The 14507-nt window shown below is 63.9% G+C and carries 16 protein-coding genes; 9 read left to right on the top strand and 7 right to left on the bottom strand.

The window, feature by feature from the left end:
- Position 1: 1 nt before the first annotated feature.
- The 5 genes from ACYCVF_RS29225 (at position 2) to ACYCVF_RS29205 (ending at position 3656) form a co-directional block, all read left to right on the top strand.
- Positions 2–808, top strand: a complete 807-nt coding sequence (locus tag ACYCVF_RS29225; protein ID WP_459595427.1) for a biotin--[acetyl-CoA-carboxylase] ligase — start codon at positions 2–4, stop codon at positions 806–808.
- Positions 808–2478, top strand: a complete 1671-nt coding sequence (locus ACYCVF_RS29220; RefSeq protein ID WP_459595428.1) for a ribonuclease J — start codon at positions 808–810, stop codon at positions 2476–2478. Before ACYCVF_RS29225 ends, ACYCVF_RS29220 begins: the two co-directional genes overlap by 1 nt.
- A gap of 11 nt (positions 2479–2489) precedes the next feature.
- A complete protein-coding gene (mce, locus tag ACYCVF_RS29215) occupies positions 2490–2894 on the top strand; it encodes a methylmalonyl-CoA epimerase (protein WP_459595429.1) in 405 nt (134 codons plus the stop codon).
- A gap of 8 nt (positions 2895–2902) precedes the next feature.
- Positions 2903–3178, top strand: coding sequence for a DUF1467 family protein (locus ACYCVF_RS29210; protein WP_459595430.1), 276 nt, complete (start codon positions 2903–2905; stop codon positions 3176–3178).
- Positions 3179–3308: 130 nt separating this feature from the next.
- Positions 3309–3656, top strand: a complete 348-nt coding sequence (locus ACYCVF_RS29205) for a hypothetical protein (protein WP_459595431.1) — start codon at positions 3309–3311, stop codon at positions 3654–3656.
- 89 nt (positions 3657–3745) lie between these two features.
- On the opposite strand, the gene ACYCVF_RS29200 is transcribed toward ACYCVF_RS29205, so the two are convergent.
- Together ACYCVF_RS29200 and ACYCVF_RS29195 are read right to left on the bottom strand one after the other, a co-directional pair.
- Positions 3746–4009, bottom strand: a complete 264-nt coding sequence (locus ACYCVF_RS29200; RefSeq protein ID WP_459595432.1) for a GlsB/YeaQ/YmgE family stress response membrane protein — start codon at positions 4007–4009, stop codon at positions 3746–3748.
- A 31-nt stretch (positions 4010–4040) separates the two neighbouring features.
- Positions 4041–4508 carry a YidB family protein gene (locus ACYCVF_RS29195; RefSeq protein WP_459595433.1) on the bottom strand — a complete coding sequence of 156 codons (468 nt, stop codon included), beginning with the start codon at positions 4506–4508 and terminating at the stop codon, positions 4041–4043.
- 233 nt (positions 4509–4741) lie between these two features.
- Between ACYCVF_RS29195 and ACYCVF_RS29190 the strand changes: the two genes are divergently transcribed.
- Complete coding sequence (locus tag ACYCVF_RS29190; RefSeq protein ID WP_459595434.1) at positions 4742–5365, top strand: class I SAM-dependent methyltransferase; 624 nt, start codon at positions 4742–4744, stop codon at positions 5363–5365.
- A 123-nt stretch (positions 5366–5488) separates the two neighbouring features.
- Positions 5489–6808 (top strand): S-methyl-5-thioribose kinase, encoded by a 1320-nt coding sequence (mtnK, locus tag ACYCVF_RS29185; RefSeq protein ID WP_459595435.1) that lies wholly within the window; start codon positions 5489–5491, stop codon positions 6806–6808.
- A gap of 212 nt (positions 6809–7020) precedes the next feature.
- Here mtnK and ACYCVF_RS29180 read toward each other — a convergent pair whose 3' ends face one another.
- From ACYCVF_RS29180 to ACYCVF_RS29165, 4 genes are all read right to left on the bottom strand, one after another.
- Complete coding sequence (locus ACYCVF_RS29180) at positions 7021–8046, bottom strand: ABC transporter permease (RefSeq protein ID WP_459595436.1); 1026 nt, start codon at positions 8044–8046, stop codon at positions 7021–7023.
- An 11-nt stretch (positions 8047–8057) separates the two neighbouring features.
- Positions 8058–9560 (bottom strand): sugar ABC transporter ATP-binding protein, encoded by a 1503-nt coding sequence (locus tag ACYCVF_RS29175; protein ID WP_459595437.1) that lies wholly within the window; start codon positions 9558–9560, stop codon positions 8058–8060.
- Positions 9561–9581: 21 nt separating this feature from the next.
- The gene (locus ACYCVF_RS29170; RefSeq protein ID WP_459595438.1) at positions 9582–10604 is read right to left on the bottom strand and encodes a sugar ABC transporter substrate-binding protein; all 1023 of its coding nucleotides are present in this window, start codon (positions 10602–10604) and stop codon (positions 9582–9584) included.
- Positions 10605–10744: 140 nt separating this feature from the next.
- Positions 10745–11149, bottom strand: coding sequence for a globin (locus tag ACYCVF_RS29165; RefSeq protein WP_459595439.1), 405 nt, complete (start codon positions 11147–11149; stop codon positions 10745–10747).
- Positions 11150–11632: 483 nt separating this feature from the next.
- Between ACYCVF_RS29165 and ACYCVF_RS29160 the strand changes: the two genes are divergently transcribed.
- A complete protein-coding gene (locus ACYCVF_RS29160) occupies positions 11633–12007 on the top strand; it encodes a DUF2946 family protein (protein ID WP_459595440.1) in 375 nt (124 codons plus the stop codon).
- Between the two features lie 88 nt (positions 12008–12095).
- Here ACYCVF_RS29160 and ACYCVF_RS29155 read toward each other — a convergent pair whose 3' ends face one another.
- On the bottom strand, positions 12096–12323 hold the full coding sequence (locus ACYCVF_RS29155; protein ID WP_459595441.1) for a hypothetical protein: 228 nt from the start codon (positions 12321–12323) through the stop codon (positions 12096–12098).
- Positions 12324–12351: 28 nt separating this feature from the next.
- Here ACYCVF_RS29155 and ACYCVF_RS29150 point away from each other — a divergent pair, with 28 nt between their 5' ends.
- A complete protein-coding gene (locus tag ACYCVF_RS29150; protein WP_459606432.1) occupies positions 12352–14502 on the top strand; it encodes a TonB-dependent receptor family protein in 2151 nt (716 codons plus the stop codon).
- The last annotated feature ends 5 nt before the right edge of the window (positions 14503–14507 follow it).

Here is a 14507-nt window from a genome sequence, read left to right as displayed (position 1 = left end):
GATGGCATTCGCGCTCGGTCCTCGCGCACGTCAGGCGGGCTGCAAGCTCGCGGCTTTCGAGCGGACGGGCTCGACCAATACCGACGCGATCGAGCATGCCCGCGCCGGCGAGCGCGGGCCGATGTGGTTCGTCACATCCGAGCAGACCGCCGGCCGCGGTCGCCGCCAGCGCGCCTGGATTGCGCCCAGGGGCAATCTCGCCGCCAGCATCCTCGAGGTCATGGACGTGACGCCAGCCGTCGCCGCGACGCTCGGCTTTGCCGCCGGGCTGGCGCAGGAGGCTGCCCTGGAGAAGGTCAGCCTGGAGGCGGCGCTCCGGCTCGGCGAGGGCCGCCCCCGCTACGCATTGAAATGGCCGAACGACGTGCTCGCCGGCGGCCAGAAGCTGGTCGGCATTGGCCTCGAGGCCGAGGCCGTCGGCAACGGCCTCGCCGTCGTGGCCGGCATGGGCACCAACGTCGTGGCCGCACCGGAGGGCACACCGACGCCCGCGGTGTCGCTGGCCGCCCTCGGCGTCCAGATCAGCGCGGAGGAGCTGTTCTCGGCCCTCTCGGATGCCTGGGTCGAGTTCCGCGGGATCTGGGACAACGGCCGCGGCTTTGCCGAGATCCGGAAGCTCTGGCTCGCACGGGCTGCCGGCCTCGGGGAGAAGGTCGCGATCCACACGGGAGCGATGACGCTGGAAGGCATTTTTGACACCATCGATGACAGCGGCTGCCTGATCGTCCGCACCGCCGAGGGCCGCCGCGTGCCGGTGGCTGCGGGCGAAGTGTTCTTCGGCTCCGCCGCCTCCGTGGGAGCTGCCTGATGGCGAGGCCCGACGAACTGGTGTTTGCGCCGCTCGGCGGCGTCGGCGAGATCGGCATGAACCTGTCGATCTACGGTCTCGGCAACCGCCACCAGCGCGCCTGGCTGGCGGTGGATCTCGGCGTCTCCTTCGGCGACGAGGAGCATCTGCCGGGCATCGACCTGATCATGCCCGACATCAGCTTCCTGGAGAAGGAACGCAAGAACCTGATGGGCCTCGTGCTCACCCACGCCCATGAGGACCATTTCGGCGCCATCATCGACCTCTGGCCGAAGCTGAAATGCCCGATCTACGCCACCAAGTTCAGCGCGGCGCTGTTCGAAGCCAAATGCGCCGCCGAGCGCAACGCGCCCGAAATCCCCGTGATCGTCGTCCCGTCCGGCGGTCGCATCGATGTCGGCCCGTTCAACGTCGAGTTCATCCCTGTCGCGCATTCGATTCCGGAAGCGCATGCACTGGCGATCCACACCGAGGTCGGCACGGTGCTGCACACCGGCGACTGGAAGATCGACCCGACCCCGACGCTCGGCAGCCCGACCGACGAGAAGCGGCTGCGCGAGCTCGGCGAGCAGGGTGTGCTCGCTTTGGTCGGCGATTCCACCAACGCCGTGCGCGACGGCCGCTCGCCCTCGGAAGCCGAGGTCGCCAGGACCATCATCGACCTCGTCAAGTCGGCCAAGGGCCGCGTCGCCGTCACCACCTTCGCCTCCAATGTTGCGCGACTGAAGGCCGTGGCGGACGCGGCGAAAGCCGCCGATCGCGAGGTCGTGGTGGTCGGCCGCGCCATGGAGCGGGTGGTGCAGGTCGCGCGCGAGACCGGCTATCTCGATGGCGTGCAGAACTTCCGCTCGCCAGACATCTACGGCCATCTTCCGCAGGACAAGGTGCTGGCGCTGTGCACCGGCAGCCAGGGCGAGCCGCGCGCCGCGCTGGCGCGCATCGCCAATGACGACCATCCCGAGATCACTCTGAACCGCGGCGACAGCGTCATCTTCTCCTCCCGCACCATTCCCGGCAACGAGAAGGCGGTCGGCTCGATCATCAACAATCTGGTACTCCAGGGCGTCGAAGTGATCACCGATCGCGACGCCCTGGTCCACGTCTCCGGCCATCCCCGCCGCGACGAGCTGCGCGACCTGATCTCCTGGGTGAAGCCGCAACTCCTGATCCCCGTTCACGGCGAGGCCCTGCATCTGCACGAGCACGCCAAGCTCGCGCGCGCCGCCGGCGTGCCGCGCGTGCTGGTTTGCCGCAACGGCGACCTCGTCAAGCTCGGCCCGGGCGATCCCGGCATCATCGGCGAAGTGCCGTCCGGCCGGCTCTACAAGGACGGCACGATCCTGGAGGATTCCAAGTCGCGCGCCGTCGTCGAGCGGCGGCGCATGGCCTTTTCCGGCTGCGCCTTCGTCGCCATCGCCATGACCGCGCAGGGCGAGCTCGCTGACGATCCCGAGGTCGATCTCGTCGGCATCCCCGACAAGAACAGGGCAGGCGAGGCCTTTGACGACCTGGTTTTCGATGCCGTGATGTCCACGATCGAGGGGCTGCCGAAGGCGCGCCGCCGCGATCCGGACGCGTTGGCCGAGTCGGTGCGGCGCGCGGTCCGGGCCGTCATCAACGAACATTGGGGCAAAAAGCCCCCCTGTCTGGTACATGTGCTGACAGTCTGAGGGAGAGAACAATGCTGGGCCGGCTCAACCATGTCGCCATCGCGACCAAGGACGCGGTCAAGGCCGCCAGGATCTACGGTGCGGCGTTCGGCGCGCAGATTTCTGAAGCCGTGCCGCTGCCCGAGCATGGCGTCACCACCGTCTTCGCGACGCTGCCCAACACCAAGATCGAGTTCATCGAGCCGCTCGGCGAGGCCTCGCCGATCGCAAAGTTCCTCGAGCGCAATGCCGACGGCGGCATCCATCACGTCTGCTACGAGGTGGTCGACATCATCGCTTCGCGCGACACGCTGGTGAAGGAGGGTGCGCGGGTGCTGGGCGATGGCGTGCCGAAGATCGGCGCCCACGGCAAGCCGGTGCTGTTCCTGCACCCGAAGGATTTTTCCGGCGCACTCGTCGAGATCGAGCAGGCGTAAGCCGCGTCATGGTCATTCAGATATCAACCTGGCTCGCGATCTACTTCGTGCTGTGGTGGGTCATGCTGTTCGTGACGCTGCCGTTCGGCGTGCGCAGCCAACACGAGGACGGCGTGGGCGCGCCCGGCACAGACCCCGGCGCGCCGATCCTGACCCGCATGGGGCGCAAGCTGATCTGGACCACGATCATCTCGGGGGTCGTCTTCGGCATCGGCCTTGCCGCCTATCATGCCGGCTACCTCTCGATCGAACGCCTGTCGAAATTGATGGGAATGCCGTTCTAGGGCATGGTTGGCGGCGCGTGGTTCACCCCTCCCAATCGGGGAGAGGTGAATCGGAGCCCGGAGCTCACATCAATTCAATCTAGATGCGTCCGATCAGGATCTCTTCGCGCGTTTCTCTTTGGGGGAATTAATGACTTTTCAGCGTATCGTCGTCGCGCTTTTGGTGCTGATCGTCGCCGGCCTCGGTGCCATCGGCTATATCGAATGGAAAATGGCCGTACAGGTGCGCACGCTGAAGGCGTTCGTCGAGGGCTATGTCTTCAATGAAGCCGTGCTGGCCTGCGAGCAGTCCAAGAGCTCAACGCCGTTCAAGTGGAACGGCGGCAAGAGCACCTCGGTGATCGGCCTGAACTCGGTGAAGCTCGACAAATACAACGTCAGCGCCAGCTACACGCTGGTGGCAGACAGTGTCTATTGCGATTACGACCCGATCAAGCGAAAGGCGGAGATCGGGTCGAGCTTCCTGGAGCGGGAGTAATTGCTTGGCCACGCCGGGCGCGAACTCGGCGCAGGCCTGCACATCTCTTGACGCGGGTTCGTAACCCCGACGAGCTTAGCGCACCACGATCAGATCGCTCGGCGTTGTCGGCCCGCGATCATCCCGTAGACGAGCAGCACGATGATCGCTCCGACGACCGCACCGATCAATCCGGCACCTTCCCCGGGACGATACCAGCCGAGGGCCTGGCCGAGATAGGTCGCAACGAAAGCGCCCACGATCCCGAGGATGGTCGTCAGGATGAAGCCGGACGGCTCGTTGTCGCCGGGCATGATGAACTTGGCTATGACGCCGGCGACGAAGCCGATGATGATCGTCCAGAGAATGCTCATTTCCAAACCCCTTTACGTTAAGCAGCGGAAGTTAAGCCTGCGGAAGGCGTCCGTCCGGCGTGTACTTGTCGACTGCCGAGGGCAATTCCCGGGTCAGCCTTGCGAGGATCTCGTCTTGAGAGAGCCCCGTCTGCTGCTCGAGCTTCTCAAGCACGTCGGCGCCAACGGCGGTTTTCAGCTCAGGCGGCGAAATCTCTTTGTTGGGACCGGGCTTTACCCAGGAATCGGCAATCTCGCCCTTGCCATTCTGGTTAAACCTTTCCAGGAGCTCGCCAATTCCTCCATTGAGCAGACCCCCGATTCCACCTGCGCCGAGCATGCCGCCGAGGTTGCCAAGCATTCCCCCGAGCGGCTCCTGAGCACTCCCGCCGGCTGGCGCTCCGCCAGCAGACCCTGCGCCTGACCCCTTGAGCAGTTCGGCCAGCTTATCGCGGTTTTGATAGCCAGCTATGGCCAGCATCGCCAGAAGGGCAGTCATGGAAGGCGTTCCGCGGGCCATTGGCGTCTCCTTGAGGATCCGAGAAGAGCGAAACTGTCTCAACCCGCTTGAGTTCCCGAAATTGCACATGATCACTCGCGGCGAAGCGTCCCGGTCGCCAGTCGGTCCCCAGGGGGAGCAGCGACGGGGTAAGACGGGCTGGCCGGGGACAGCGCCAGCAGGTAGTAAAATCGCATCTCAGCTCGACTTTCCCGAAGCGAGACGATCTCACCGAACGCCGCGCGAGACCGGAAATGACATCATCGGAAGCCGCCGACCGGATCGTCGATCTCTACCAGCGCAAGGCGTCGGACTGGATCGAGAGGCGCGCCCAAAGCGCGCTCTTTGAACGAGCCTGGCTCGACCGCTTTCGAGCGCTGCTGCCCCCCGCCGGCTCGGTCCTCGATCTGGGCTGTGGCTCGGCCACGCCGATCGCCGGATATCTGATCGGTCGTGGTCACCCCGTCGCCGGTGTGGATTCCGCCCCGGCGATGATCGCAGCGTGCCGACGTCATTTCCCGGAGCAGGAATGGATCGTCGGCGACATGCGCCAGCTTGCGTTGGGGCGACGGTTTTGCGGCATCCTTGCCTGGGACAGCTTCTTTCATCTGTCCTACGAGGACCAGCGCCGCATGTTCCCGATCTTTCGCCAGCACGCCGCGCCAGATGCGGTGCTGATGTTCACGAGCGGTCCCGCGCATGGCGAGGCGATCGGACAATTCGGCGGCGAGCCGCTGTATCATGCGAGCCTGGATCCCAGCGAATATCGGTCGCTCCTGGGCCGGAACGGCTTCCGCGTGGTGTCGCATGTCGCCGACGATCCCGATTGCGGTGGCCACACGATCTGGCTTGCGCAGCGCATCGAGACGCTGGGGTAAGTCGAACGATCGTCGCGATAGGCGCCAGCGCCCTTTGTGGCTATGATGACCCGAAAAGAAGGCCGGCTCAAATCCTGACATGGGAGTGAACAACTGCTCCCGCCGGCATAGGGGGAGACCGGCATGAGTTCAGCGCCTCGAACGTTGGCCGATCCGCGGGGGCAGGATTATCGAATTCTCCATGAAGCCGATTTGCGGGATTATCTCGCAGGCATTCCGTACCTCAAGGTACTGCTCGGCGGCGAGCCGATGTCATGGACGATCACCGAGGTCGGTGACGGCAATCTCAACCTCGTCTTCATCGTGAAGGGTACGCAGGGCGGCTTCGCCGTAAAGCAAGCGCTGCCTTACGTCCGCCTCGTCGGCGAGAGCTGGCCGTTGCCGCTATCGCGGGCCCACTACGAATACCTGGCGCTGACGTGGCAGGCCGAACTCGCACCCGGGCTCGTGCCGTCGCTGCTGCATCACAACGAGGCGTTGGCGCTGACGGTGATGGAACTGCTCGAGCCCCACATCATCATGCGAAAGGGACTGGTTGCAGGCACGCGGTATCCGCGCTTCGTCGACGACATCACCACCTTCATGGCGCGGACACTCTTCTTCACGTCCGAGCTCGCGTTGTCCGCTGCCAATAAGAAGGACGGGATCGCCGCCTTTGCCGGCAATCATGCATTGTGCAAGATCACCGAGGATCTGATCTTCACCGATCCTTACCGTGTCGCCGAGCAGAACCGCTGGACCGAGCCCTATCTCGACGGCCTGGCCGCGGGGCTGCGCGACGACATGGACCTGCACGTCGCGGTCTCCCGGCTGAAGCTGAAATTCATGGCGAGCCCGGAGGCGCTGCTGCATGGCGACCTCCACACCGGTTCGATCATGGTGACGGAGAGCCAGACGCGGGTGATCGATCCCGAATTCGCCTTCTATGGACCGATGGGATTTGACGTCGGTGCGGTGCTGGCCAATCTGCTGATGGCTTATTTCGCCTCCGCCGGCCACGAGCGCGCGCCGGGCGAGCGGGCTGCGTTCGAGGTCTGGGTGCTGGAGACGGTCGAGCAGGTCTGGAACGAGTTCGCCCGCAAATTCCTCGACCTCTGGCGAAGTGGAGCCGCTGGCGACGCCTATCCCGTCTCTCTTTTCGCCGGCGAGCAGGGTGCCGCACGTCTCGAGGCCGAGCGCCACGCCTACATGCAGCGCCTCTTCGCCGACACGGTCGGCTTCGCCGCCGCCAAGATCATCCGCCGTATCTTCGGACTCGCCCACAACATCGACTTCGAGCTGATCGAGGATCCGCGAAGACGCGCAACCAGCGAGGCGCGTGCGGTAAGGCTGGCGAGGGCAATGATGGTGGAGACGGGAGCGTTTCGGACGATCGCTGACGTCACCGGCGCCGCGCGCAAGCTGCGGGAGTGGACGCCGGAGCTGGCCGGGGGCGTCGCTTGAACCGCGGCGAGATCGATATTTGGCGCGGTTAGGCTGGAGCTGCTGTCGAGGCGACGATCGCGGCCATGATGATATCGTGCTCCTGTTTTGCCCGACGAGTCAAACCATCGATGCGGTCGCAGTCACGCTGCTGCGAATTGATAACCGACTGAACTTCCTCACAATTTCTACTGTGCATGGGGTTGTTTTCGCGCTTTTGTTTTAAGCGGGGTCTATTCCGCCGCCTTTTCCCTCAACCGCTGCGCGTAGACGTTGATGACCAGCGCTGCCAGGAGGATCAGGCCGCGGATCAGGATCTTCAGGAAGCTGTCGATGTTGACGTGGTCGAGCCCGTTGTTGAGCACGCCGAGCACGAACAGGCCGACGATGGTGTTGCCGATGCCGCCGCGGCCGCCGAACAGGCTGGTACCGCCGACGACGACGGCGGCGATGGAGTCGAGCAGATAGGTGTCGAACTCGTTCTGCTGCGCGCTGCCGAAATGAGCCACGCCGAGCATGCCGCCGATGCCGGAGCAGACCGCGGAGATCACCATCACCGCGCCCAGGATGAGCTTGACGTTGAGGCCGGAATATTCGGCCGCCTCGCGATTGCCCCCGACCATGTAGACGTAGCGGCCGAAGCGCGTGTAGGTCAGTACCAGGTGGCCACCGAGCAGCATGATCGCGGCGACGATGACGATCCAGGGGATGCCCCCGATTGAGCCGGAACCGAGCGTCGTGATCAGGCTCGGCACCTTGTAGGCGATCTGGCCGCGCACCAGGAGCGCCGAGATGCCGGCCGCGATCTGCATCATCGCGAGCGTCATGATGAAGGAGGGGATGCCGATCACGGTCAGGCCCAGCGCATTGACGAGGCCGAGCAGGGCGCAGAGCAGGATCGACAGGATGATCGCGACCGCGCCGGGCAGGGGGATGTTGGCGATGTTGACGTAGGATTCCTGCAGCGTGAAATAGGCCACCGCAATGCCCGTGACGTTGGCGATGCTGGCGATCGACAGGTCGATCTCGGCGCAGAGGATCACGAAGGTGAGGCCGACGGCGATGATCCCCGTGACGGACACCTGAGTCAGGATGTTGCCGAGATTGTCGAGCGTCGCGAAGGAGGGGCTGGCAAAGGCGAAGAAGGCGGTCAGGAAGATCAGCGTCAGGAAGGGTGCGATGTTGCGCATCTGCGAGCGCAGGAAGGGCGCAAGGCCCCGCGCCCGCTGTCTTGTCGCCAAAGCCGTCTCGCTGCTCATGTGCTTCTCCGTCACGCCGCTTCCAGCAGGCGGTCCTTGCTGACCGGCTCGTTCTTGAACTCCCGCACCAAGGTGCCACGCTTGAGCACGAGGATGCGGTCGGCCAGCGACAGCACCGTTTCCGGCTCAGTCGACAGCACGATGATGGCGAGCCCCCTGGTGCGGAGGTCGCGGACGATGTTGATGACGTCGTTCTTGGCCCCGACGTCCATGCCGCGGGTCGGCTCGCACAGGACCAGCAGCTTGGGCGGATAGGTCAGCCATTTCGCCAGCGCGACCTTCTGCTGGTTGCCGCCCGAGAGCATGCCGAGATCGAGGCCGACCACCGGCGGCCGGATCTGCAATTGCTCGACCTGGCGCCTGGCGATGTCGCGCTCCCGCGACGGCTTGAGCAGCAGCGCGGAGATGCGGTCGAGAATGCTGATCGAGATGTTCTTGTAGACGGGCTCCTGGTGAAACAGCATGTCGCGCCGGCTCTCGGGCACCAGCGCCACGCCGGCGCGCCGCGCCGCCGCCGTGCTGGCGAAGCGTTTCGGCGTGCCCTCGACGGCGAGCGTGCCGGCGTCCGGCTTCAGCTTGCCGAACAGGATGCGAGACAGCTCCTGCTGGCCGCAGCCCATGAAGCCGTAGATGCCGAGCACTTCGCCGGCGCGCGCCTCGAAGGAGACGTCCTTCAGGCTGCGCGAGAGCGAGAGCTGGTCAACTTTCAGGATCACTGCGCTGTCGCTCGGCTGCGGCAGCATCAGATCGTCGGTGTAGCTATGCTCGAGCGCCTCGCCGCCGCGGCCGATCATGGCCTCGATCAGCGCGCCTTTGCTGGTCGCGCCGCTTGCCGTCTCCGTAACCTTCCGACCGTTGCGGAACACGGTCACGGTATCGGAGACGCGCAGGATGTCCTCGATGAAATGCGAGATGAAGACGATCGCAGTGCCTTGCTCGCGCAGCCGCCGGAGCGTCGCGAACAGCCGCTCGACCTCGGGCGGGGAGAGGGCGGAGGTCGGCTCGTCCAGGATGACGATGCGCGCGCCGGAAAACAGTACGCGCGCGATCTCGATCAGCTGCTGCAGTCCGATCGGGAGGTCGCCAAGCCGTGCCATCGGATCGACGTCGATGCCGAAGCGCGCGAGCTGCTCGCCCGCCTCGCGCGCCATCCGCCGCCATTGCACGAGGCCGAGGCGATTGGTCGGCTGATTGCCGAGAAAGACGTTCTCCGCGACGGTCAGGTCGGGCGCAACGCTGAGCTCCTGGTGCACCATGGCGATGCCGGCGGCGTGCGCATCGCGCGCCGAGCGGAAATGCACCTCCTGGCCGCCCAGCAGGAAGTGGCCGGAGAACTCGGTGTGCACGCCGGCGATGATCTTCATCAACGTGCTTTTTCCGGCGCCGTTCTCGCCGACGAGACCGTGGATCTCGCCGGGATGAAGCGCGAAGTCGACACCACGAAGCGCTTCGACGCCGCCGAAGCTCTTCGTGATGCCCTGGAGTTCCAGGATAGGCCGTTGTCCCGCAGACATGGAAGTTCAGAACTTGGCGGCTCAGATCAGGAAGTGATCCTGCATCCACTGCATCCCAGCGGCGTTGGCCTTGGTCACGACCGGCCCGTCAGTGATGACGTTCTTGGGAATGCCTTGGCCACTCTTCTCGCCGCCGACCACGGCCGATACGCCTGCGATGATGGCGCCGCCATGGATGCGGCAGGAAGGATTGCGAACGGTCGCGAACATGCGGCCTTCGCTCACGGCCTGGATCGCCGGCGGCATGGCATCGACGCCGCCGATCAGGATGTTGGTACGGCCACGGGCCTTCATGATGTTGGCGGCGGCAAGCGCCATGTCGTCATTGTGGAAGAACGCCGCGTCGATCTGGGGATACTTCGTGAGGTATGTTTCCCAGAGCCGGGCGGTCTTCGACACGTCCCAGTCGGCCGGCTGAGTGTCGAGGACCTCGATGCCGGGGAATTGCTTGACGACCGAGTTGAACCCCTTGGCCCGTCCTTGCGCGCCGGTATGACCGAGCGCGCCTTGCGTCATGATGATCTTGCCTTTGCCGCCCATCGCATTGCACAGCGCCTGCGTCACCGAGGCGCCCATGAACTCGTTGTCGGGGGCGAGGAAGGAGTGGACGTTGATCTGGTCGAGCGGAGCGATCAGCGTGTCCATGTCGATTACGGGCGTGCCGGCGTCGATCATCTTCTGCACGGGCTGGGTGAGGGTGCCGATGCCGAAGGCCTGGATTGCGACGAAGTCCCACTTCTGCGAGGCCATGTTGTCGATTGCCGCGCGTTGCTTCACAGCGTCGAGCTGGCCATCGAACCATGTGACTTCGACATTGAACAGCTTGCCCCAGAATTCCGCGGCCTGCTTTCCTTGTGCGCACCAGGTTGCCTGAAGGCCCGCATTGGAGAATGCCGCCTTCAGCGGCTTCTCGCTTCGCCCGACTGCGGCCGCCAGTGCGGGGCTTATGCCCATCCCGCCGAGGATGGCAGTTGCGGCGCCGGCGGTCGCTGCCGCCTGAAGAAGATCGCGCCTCGTCGTCGAGAAATCTTTCGTCCCGGACATCGCTCGCTCCCATGTATTTTGTCGTCGGCGCGTCATTGCCTGCGCAACCGATGTCCGAAAGTCTCTCACAAGAGTTGTTGCCACTCAATCTGCAATCGATTGCGCGATCGCCGCACCTGTGTTGGTGCAGCGCAAAGCGTTCAGGCCGGAGCGGCGGCGAATGCATCGATATCCGCGAGCAATGTATCCCAGGCCTGTGCGATCTCGACCGACCATTCGTCGCCGAGCAGATCGCGTAGCGTGTCCCTGATGACGGTGAAGAAGGCGGTGAACAGCTCGCGCGGCGTGCCGTAAGCATCGTGCGAGGCGAGCTCGCAGGCGATCAGCCGGAAATGCCCACGGCGCTCGCCGGCGAAATCGAGAATGGCCTCGATCGTCAGCGCGAGCATCGATCCTTTGACGAGGTCGCTGCCGTCCGAGCGGAACATCGCCTGCGTTTCCGGATGCAGTTCGAACAGACGTTGATAGACCAGCGGCGCGAGATCGGCGCAACGCGCGGCCGCGCGCTCAAAGCTGTCTTCGATTGGATGAGAGGGCGCGTTCATCGGCAGTTCAGCCGCGCGGACAAAAAAAGAGCGGGGCCATGGCCCCGCTCGAAAATTGTGTCGACCCTATTATCCCCGATCTTAAGATTTGATCTTGATTGACGGGGCGACGCTGCGTTTTGCGCGCCAGGGGCTCCTCCCGAGACTTGGACCACCAGACTGCGACCTTGCGGTCGGCGCCTGAGCAAGAGGATGCTAGATCAACTTTTCTCACTTGTCATCATTTTCAGCAACGAATGTTCAAAATTCGAGCAGTAGACGAAATCTTCAGGTTGTCTGCGGTATAACCATATGACAAATATAAGAAATCTGTGGATGTGGCAAATTTGCCGGTCTGCCTCAAATGCCGGACGCCGCTTCCCGGTGGGGCGGTAGGACCACAGTTTCCGGGAAATTTGAGCTGAACCACGAAGGCGGCGGAACTGACCTCGACTCAAGTCCCGGCGCGGTGTTTAGTTGGTGCGCGAACGAATGGTTCGGCGAATGCGCGCGCGGCTGCAAAAATTCTTACCCCTGGTCTTGCTCGCCTTGGCGATGCAGGTGCTGGCGCCGATTGCCGCCTGTCTGGCGGCCAGCCAGGCCGCGGCCGACCCATTGTCCGTCGCCGTCATCTGCCACAGCGGGAGCGGGCAGGGCGATCTGGACGACCGAACCGGCACGCCAACCGCGCATGCCGGTGCGTGCGCCCTGTGTTGCCTGGCCCAAGCCAACGCATCGCTTGATTCGCCGACCTATGCGGCGCTCGCAATTCCCGTCCGCCACGCCGAGCGCGTGGTGTGGCGTCCGGCGCTTGCGTCCGCTATCGCCGCTTACAAGGGCTCGAGCGCCCAGGCTCGCGCACCCCCTCGATTTTCCTGACGTAGCGACAAACCGAACCATTGGCGCGCGCCGTTGCCGTGCCGGTGGCGTGTGCAATGGACCGGCCGAGGTGCCGGATGCCAGGAATTCAAGAAATGTTACGCATGCGTGCGATCAGCCGCGCGAGCTTGCCCGTGCTTTGCGGAGTGATGTCCTCGATCGGCTCAAATGCGCTAGCCCAAGGTGCATCGGAAGCGCTTCCCGCGGTGACCGTCGAGGCGCCGCAGCCTTCGCGTCCCAAACCAATCACCCGGCCATCGCGGCCGCGCTCTGCCTCGGCGGGCCGCGTGGCGAGACCCGTTGCGCCGAGCGGCATCGTCAGCGCATCGACCCAAGACAGGGCCGTGACCGCCGGCACGGCGCGAGATGGACTCAATCAGTCGCCGGCCGGCCAGACCGCGACGACCATCGATCGCAGCCGGTTCGAGAACCGCCCCGCCTTTTCGGTCAGCGACGTCCTGCGCGACAGCCCGGGTATTTCGATCAAGCAGGGCAATGGTCCCCGTGATTTCGGCATCTCGATTCGCGGATCCAACGCCCGCAACGGCTTCGCCATCCGCAACCTCGTGATCTTCGATGACGGCTTCCCGGTGACGCAGCCGGACGGCCTGTCGCGGAGCGACCTGATCGATCCCCACGCCTATGGCGCGATCGACGTGATCCGCGGTCCGTCGTCGGCGCTCTACGGCAACTACGCGACCGGCGGCGCGCTCAATTTCCGGACACGGCCGGGCGGCACGATCGACGGCGTCGAGTATGGCGTGGACGGCGGCAGTTATGGTTATCTCAACAATCACCTGGCCGCCGGCAAGAAAGTCGGAAATTTCGAGGGCTCGCTGTTCGCAAGCGACGTGCGCGGCGACGGCTATATCGGTAACAGCTGGTTCAATACGCAGACCATCAACTTTCTCGGCACGCTGAAGGCGACGCCGGACGACCGTTTCACGGTCAAGATCATCAACAACGAGCTCAGCGCGCGGCTGCCGATCCGGCAGTCGCTGAACCAGTACTACCTCAATCCGTTCCAGCAGGGTTGTGCGACCGGTGCAACCGCTGCGCCCGGATGCAGTACGGTCAGGTTGTTCAACAACGGCTTCAACGCAACTGCCGGGACCAACACGGAGACGGCCGTGCAGGCCGGGCTCGGCCGCAACGACCGGCGGACCATCATCGGCGGCCGGTGGGAGCACGACTTCGACAACACCACGACCTGGCGCAACCAGTTCGTCTTCGACGACAGGAACATCAGCCAGCCGACCGGACAGTCCAGCTCGATCGGAGATTTTCCGTCGTACAACTACATGAGCGATCTCACCAAGCGCGGCGAGATCTTCGGCATCGAGACGACAACGTTTTTCGGCGCCTTCTACAACACCCTGACGGCGTCGAGTGACACGCGAAATGTGATGCCGGGGGGCAATGCCACGCTCGGCAGGCTGTCGAGCAATCTCTTCAGCGAAACGACCAATTATGGGGTGCGTGCCAGGGAAGAACTCAGACTGACGACCTCGCTGACGGCGGTCGCCGGCGTTGGTTGGGAGACCACCCTGCTGAAGGGGACGAACACCGCATATGCGTACGCGGGTCCCACCGGCATCACCACAACAACCCTGACGACCGCGGACCGGCAATTTCAAAATGCTGCGCCGGAGTTGGCGCTCCTCTACAATATCAACAACGAATGGCTCTTCCGCGGACGAGTTGCCACGGGATACGGCACTCCGCAGGTTTCGAACCTCTTCGTCCTTCCGACAGGTTTGTCGGGCAACAATACGCAGCTCCAAACTCAGAGGAATCTAGGATGCGACATTGGTTTCGATTGGACGCCGAACAACACGCTCAAGCTGAGTGCCGCGGGGTTCTACGAGTTCTTCCGCAACGAGATCGTCAGTCAGGCGACTCCGATTGCGGGCATATCCTACACGTTCAACGCGCCACGGTCGGAGCATCGCGGTATCGAGCTGGCCGCTGACTGGAAGTTTTATCCGGGCTGGCGGTTCATGGCGGCGTACACCTATCTCGATGAGATCTACACCGAGTATGTCGAGAACATCACCAATGTCGCGGTGTTCAGCTTCAACCGGGCAGGCAACAAGATTCCCGGCATCTCCCCCAACGAGCTGACGGCGCGAATTGGATATGACGAGTTTGCCGGGCCGCTGGCAGGTCTTGGCGGCTTCGTCGAGGTTCAGTGGAAGGACTCCTTCTACATGGACAATGCGAATCTGCTGAAGGCGCCCGGCTATGAGCTGGTCAATCTGAATGTTCACTACAAGACCGATCTGGTGTCGGACGCCTTCAGATCGCTGAATCTGTTTCTCGAGGTCAGAAATGCATTCGACCGTACCTATGTCGCTTCGGCAAACAACATCACCAACACAGTGACCACGGCGGGCCTTCAAAATCCGGCGAGCGTGCTCGCAAACACGACGGGTTCGATCTACGCGGGCTCGCCGCGCACTTTCGTTGCAGGTATGAAGGTGGCGTTCAGATGATCCGG

Source organism: Bradyrhizobium cedriense (assembly GCF_054602315.1).
This window is presented reverse-complemented; position numbering and strand designations above follow the sequence as displayed.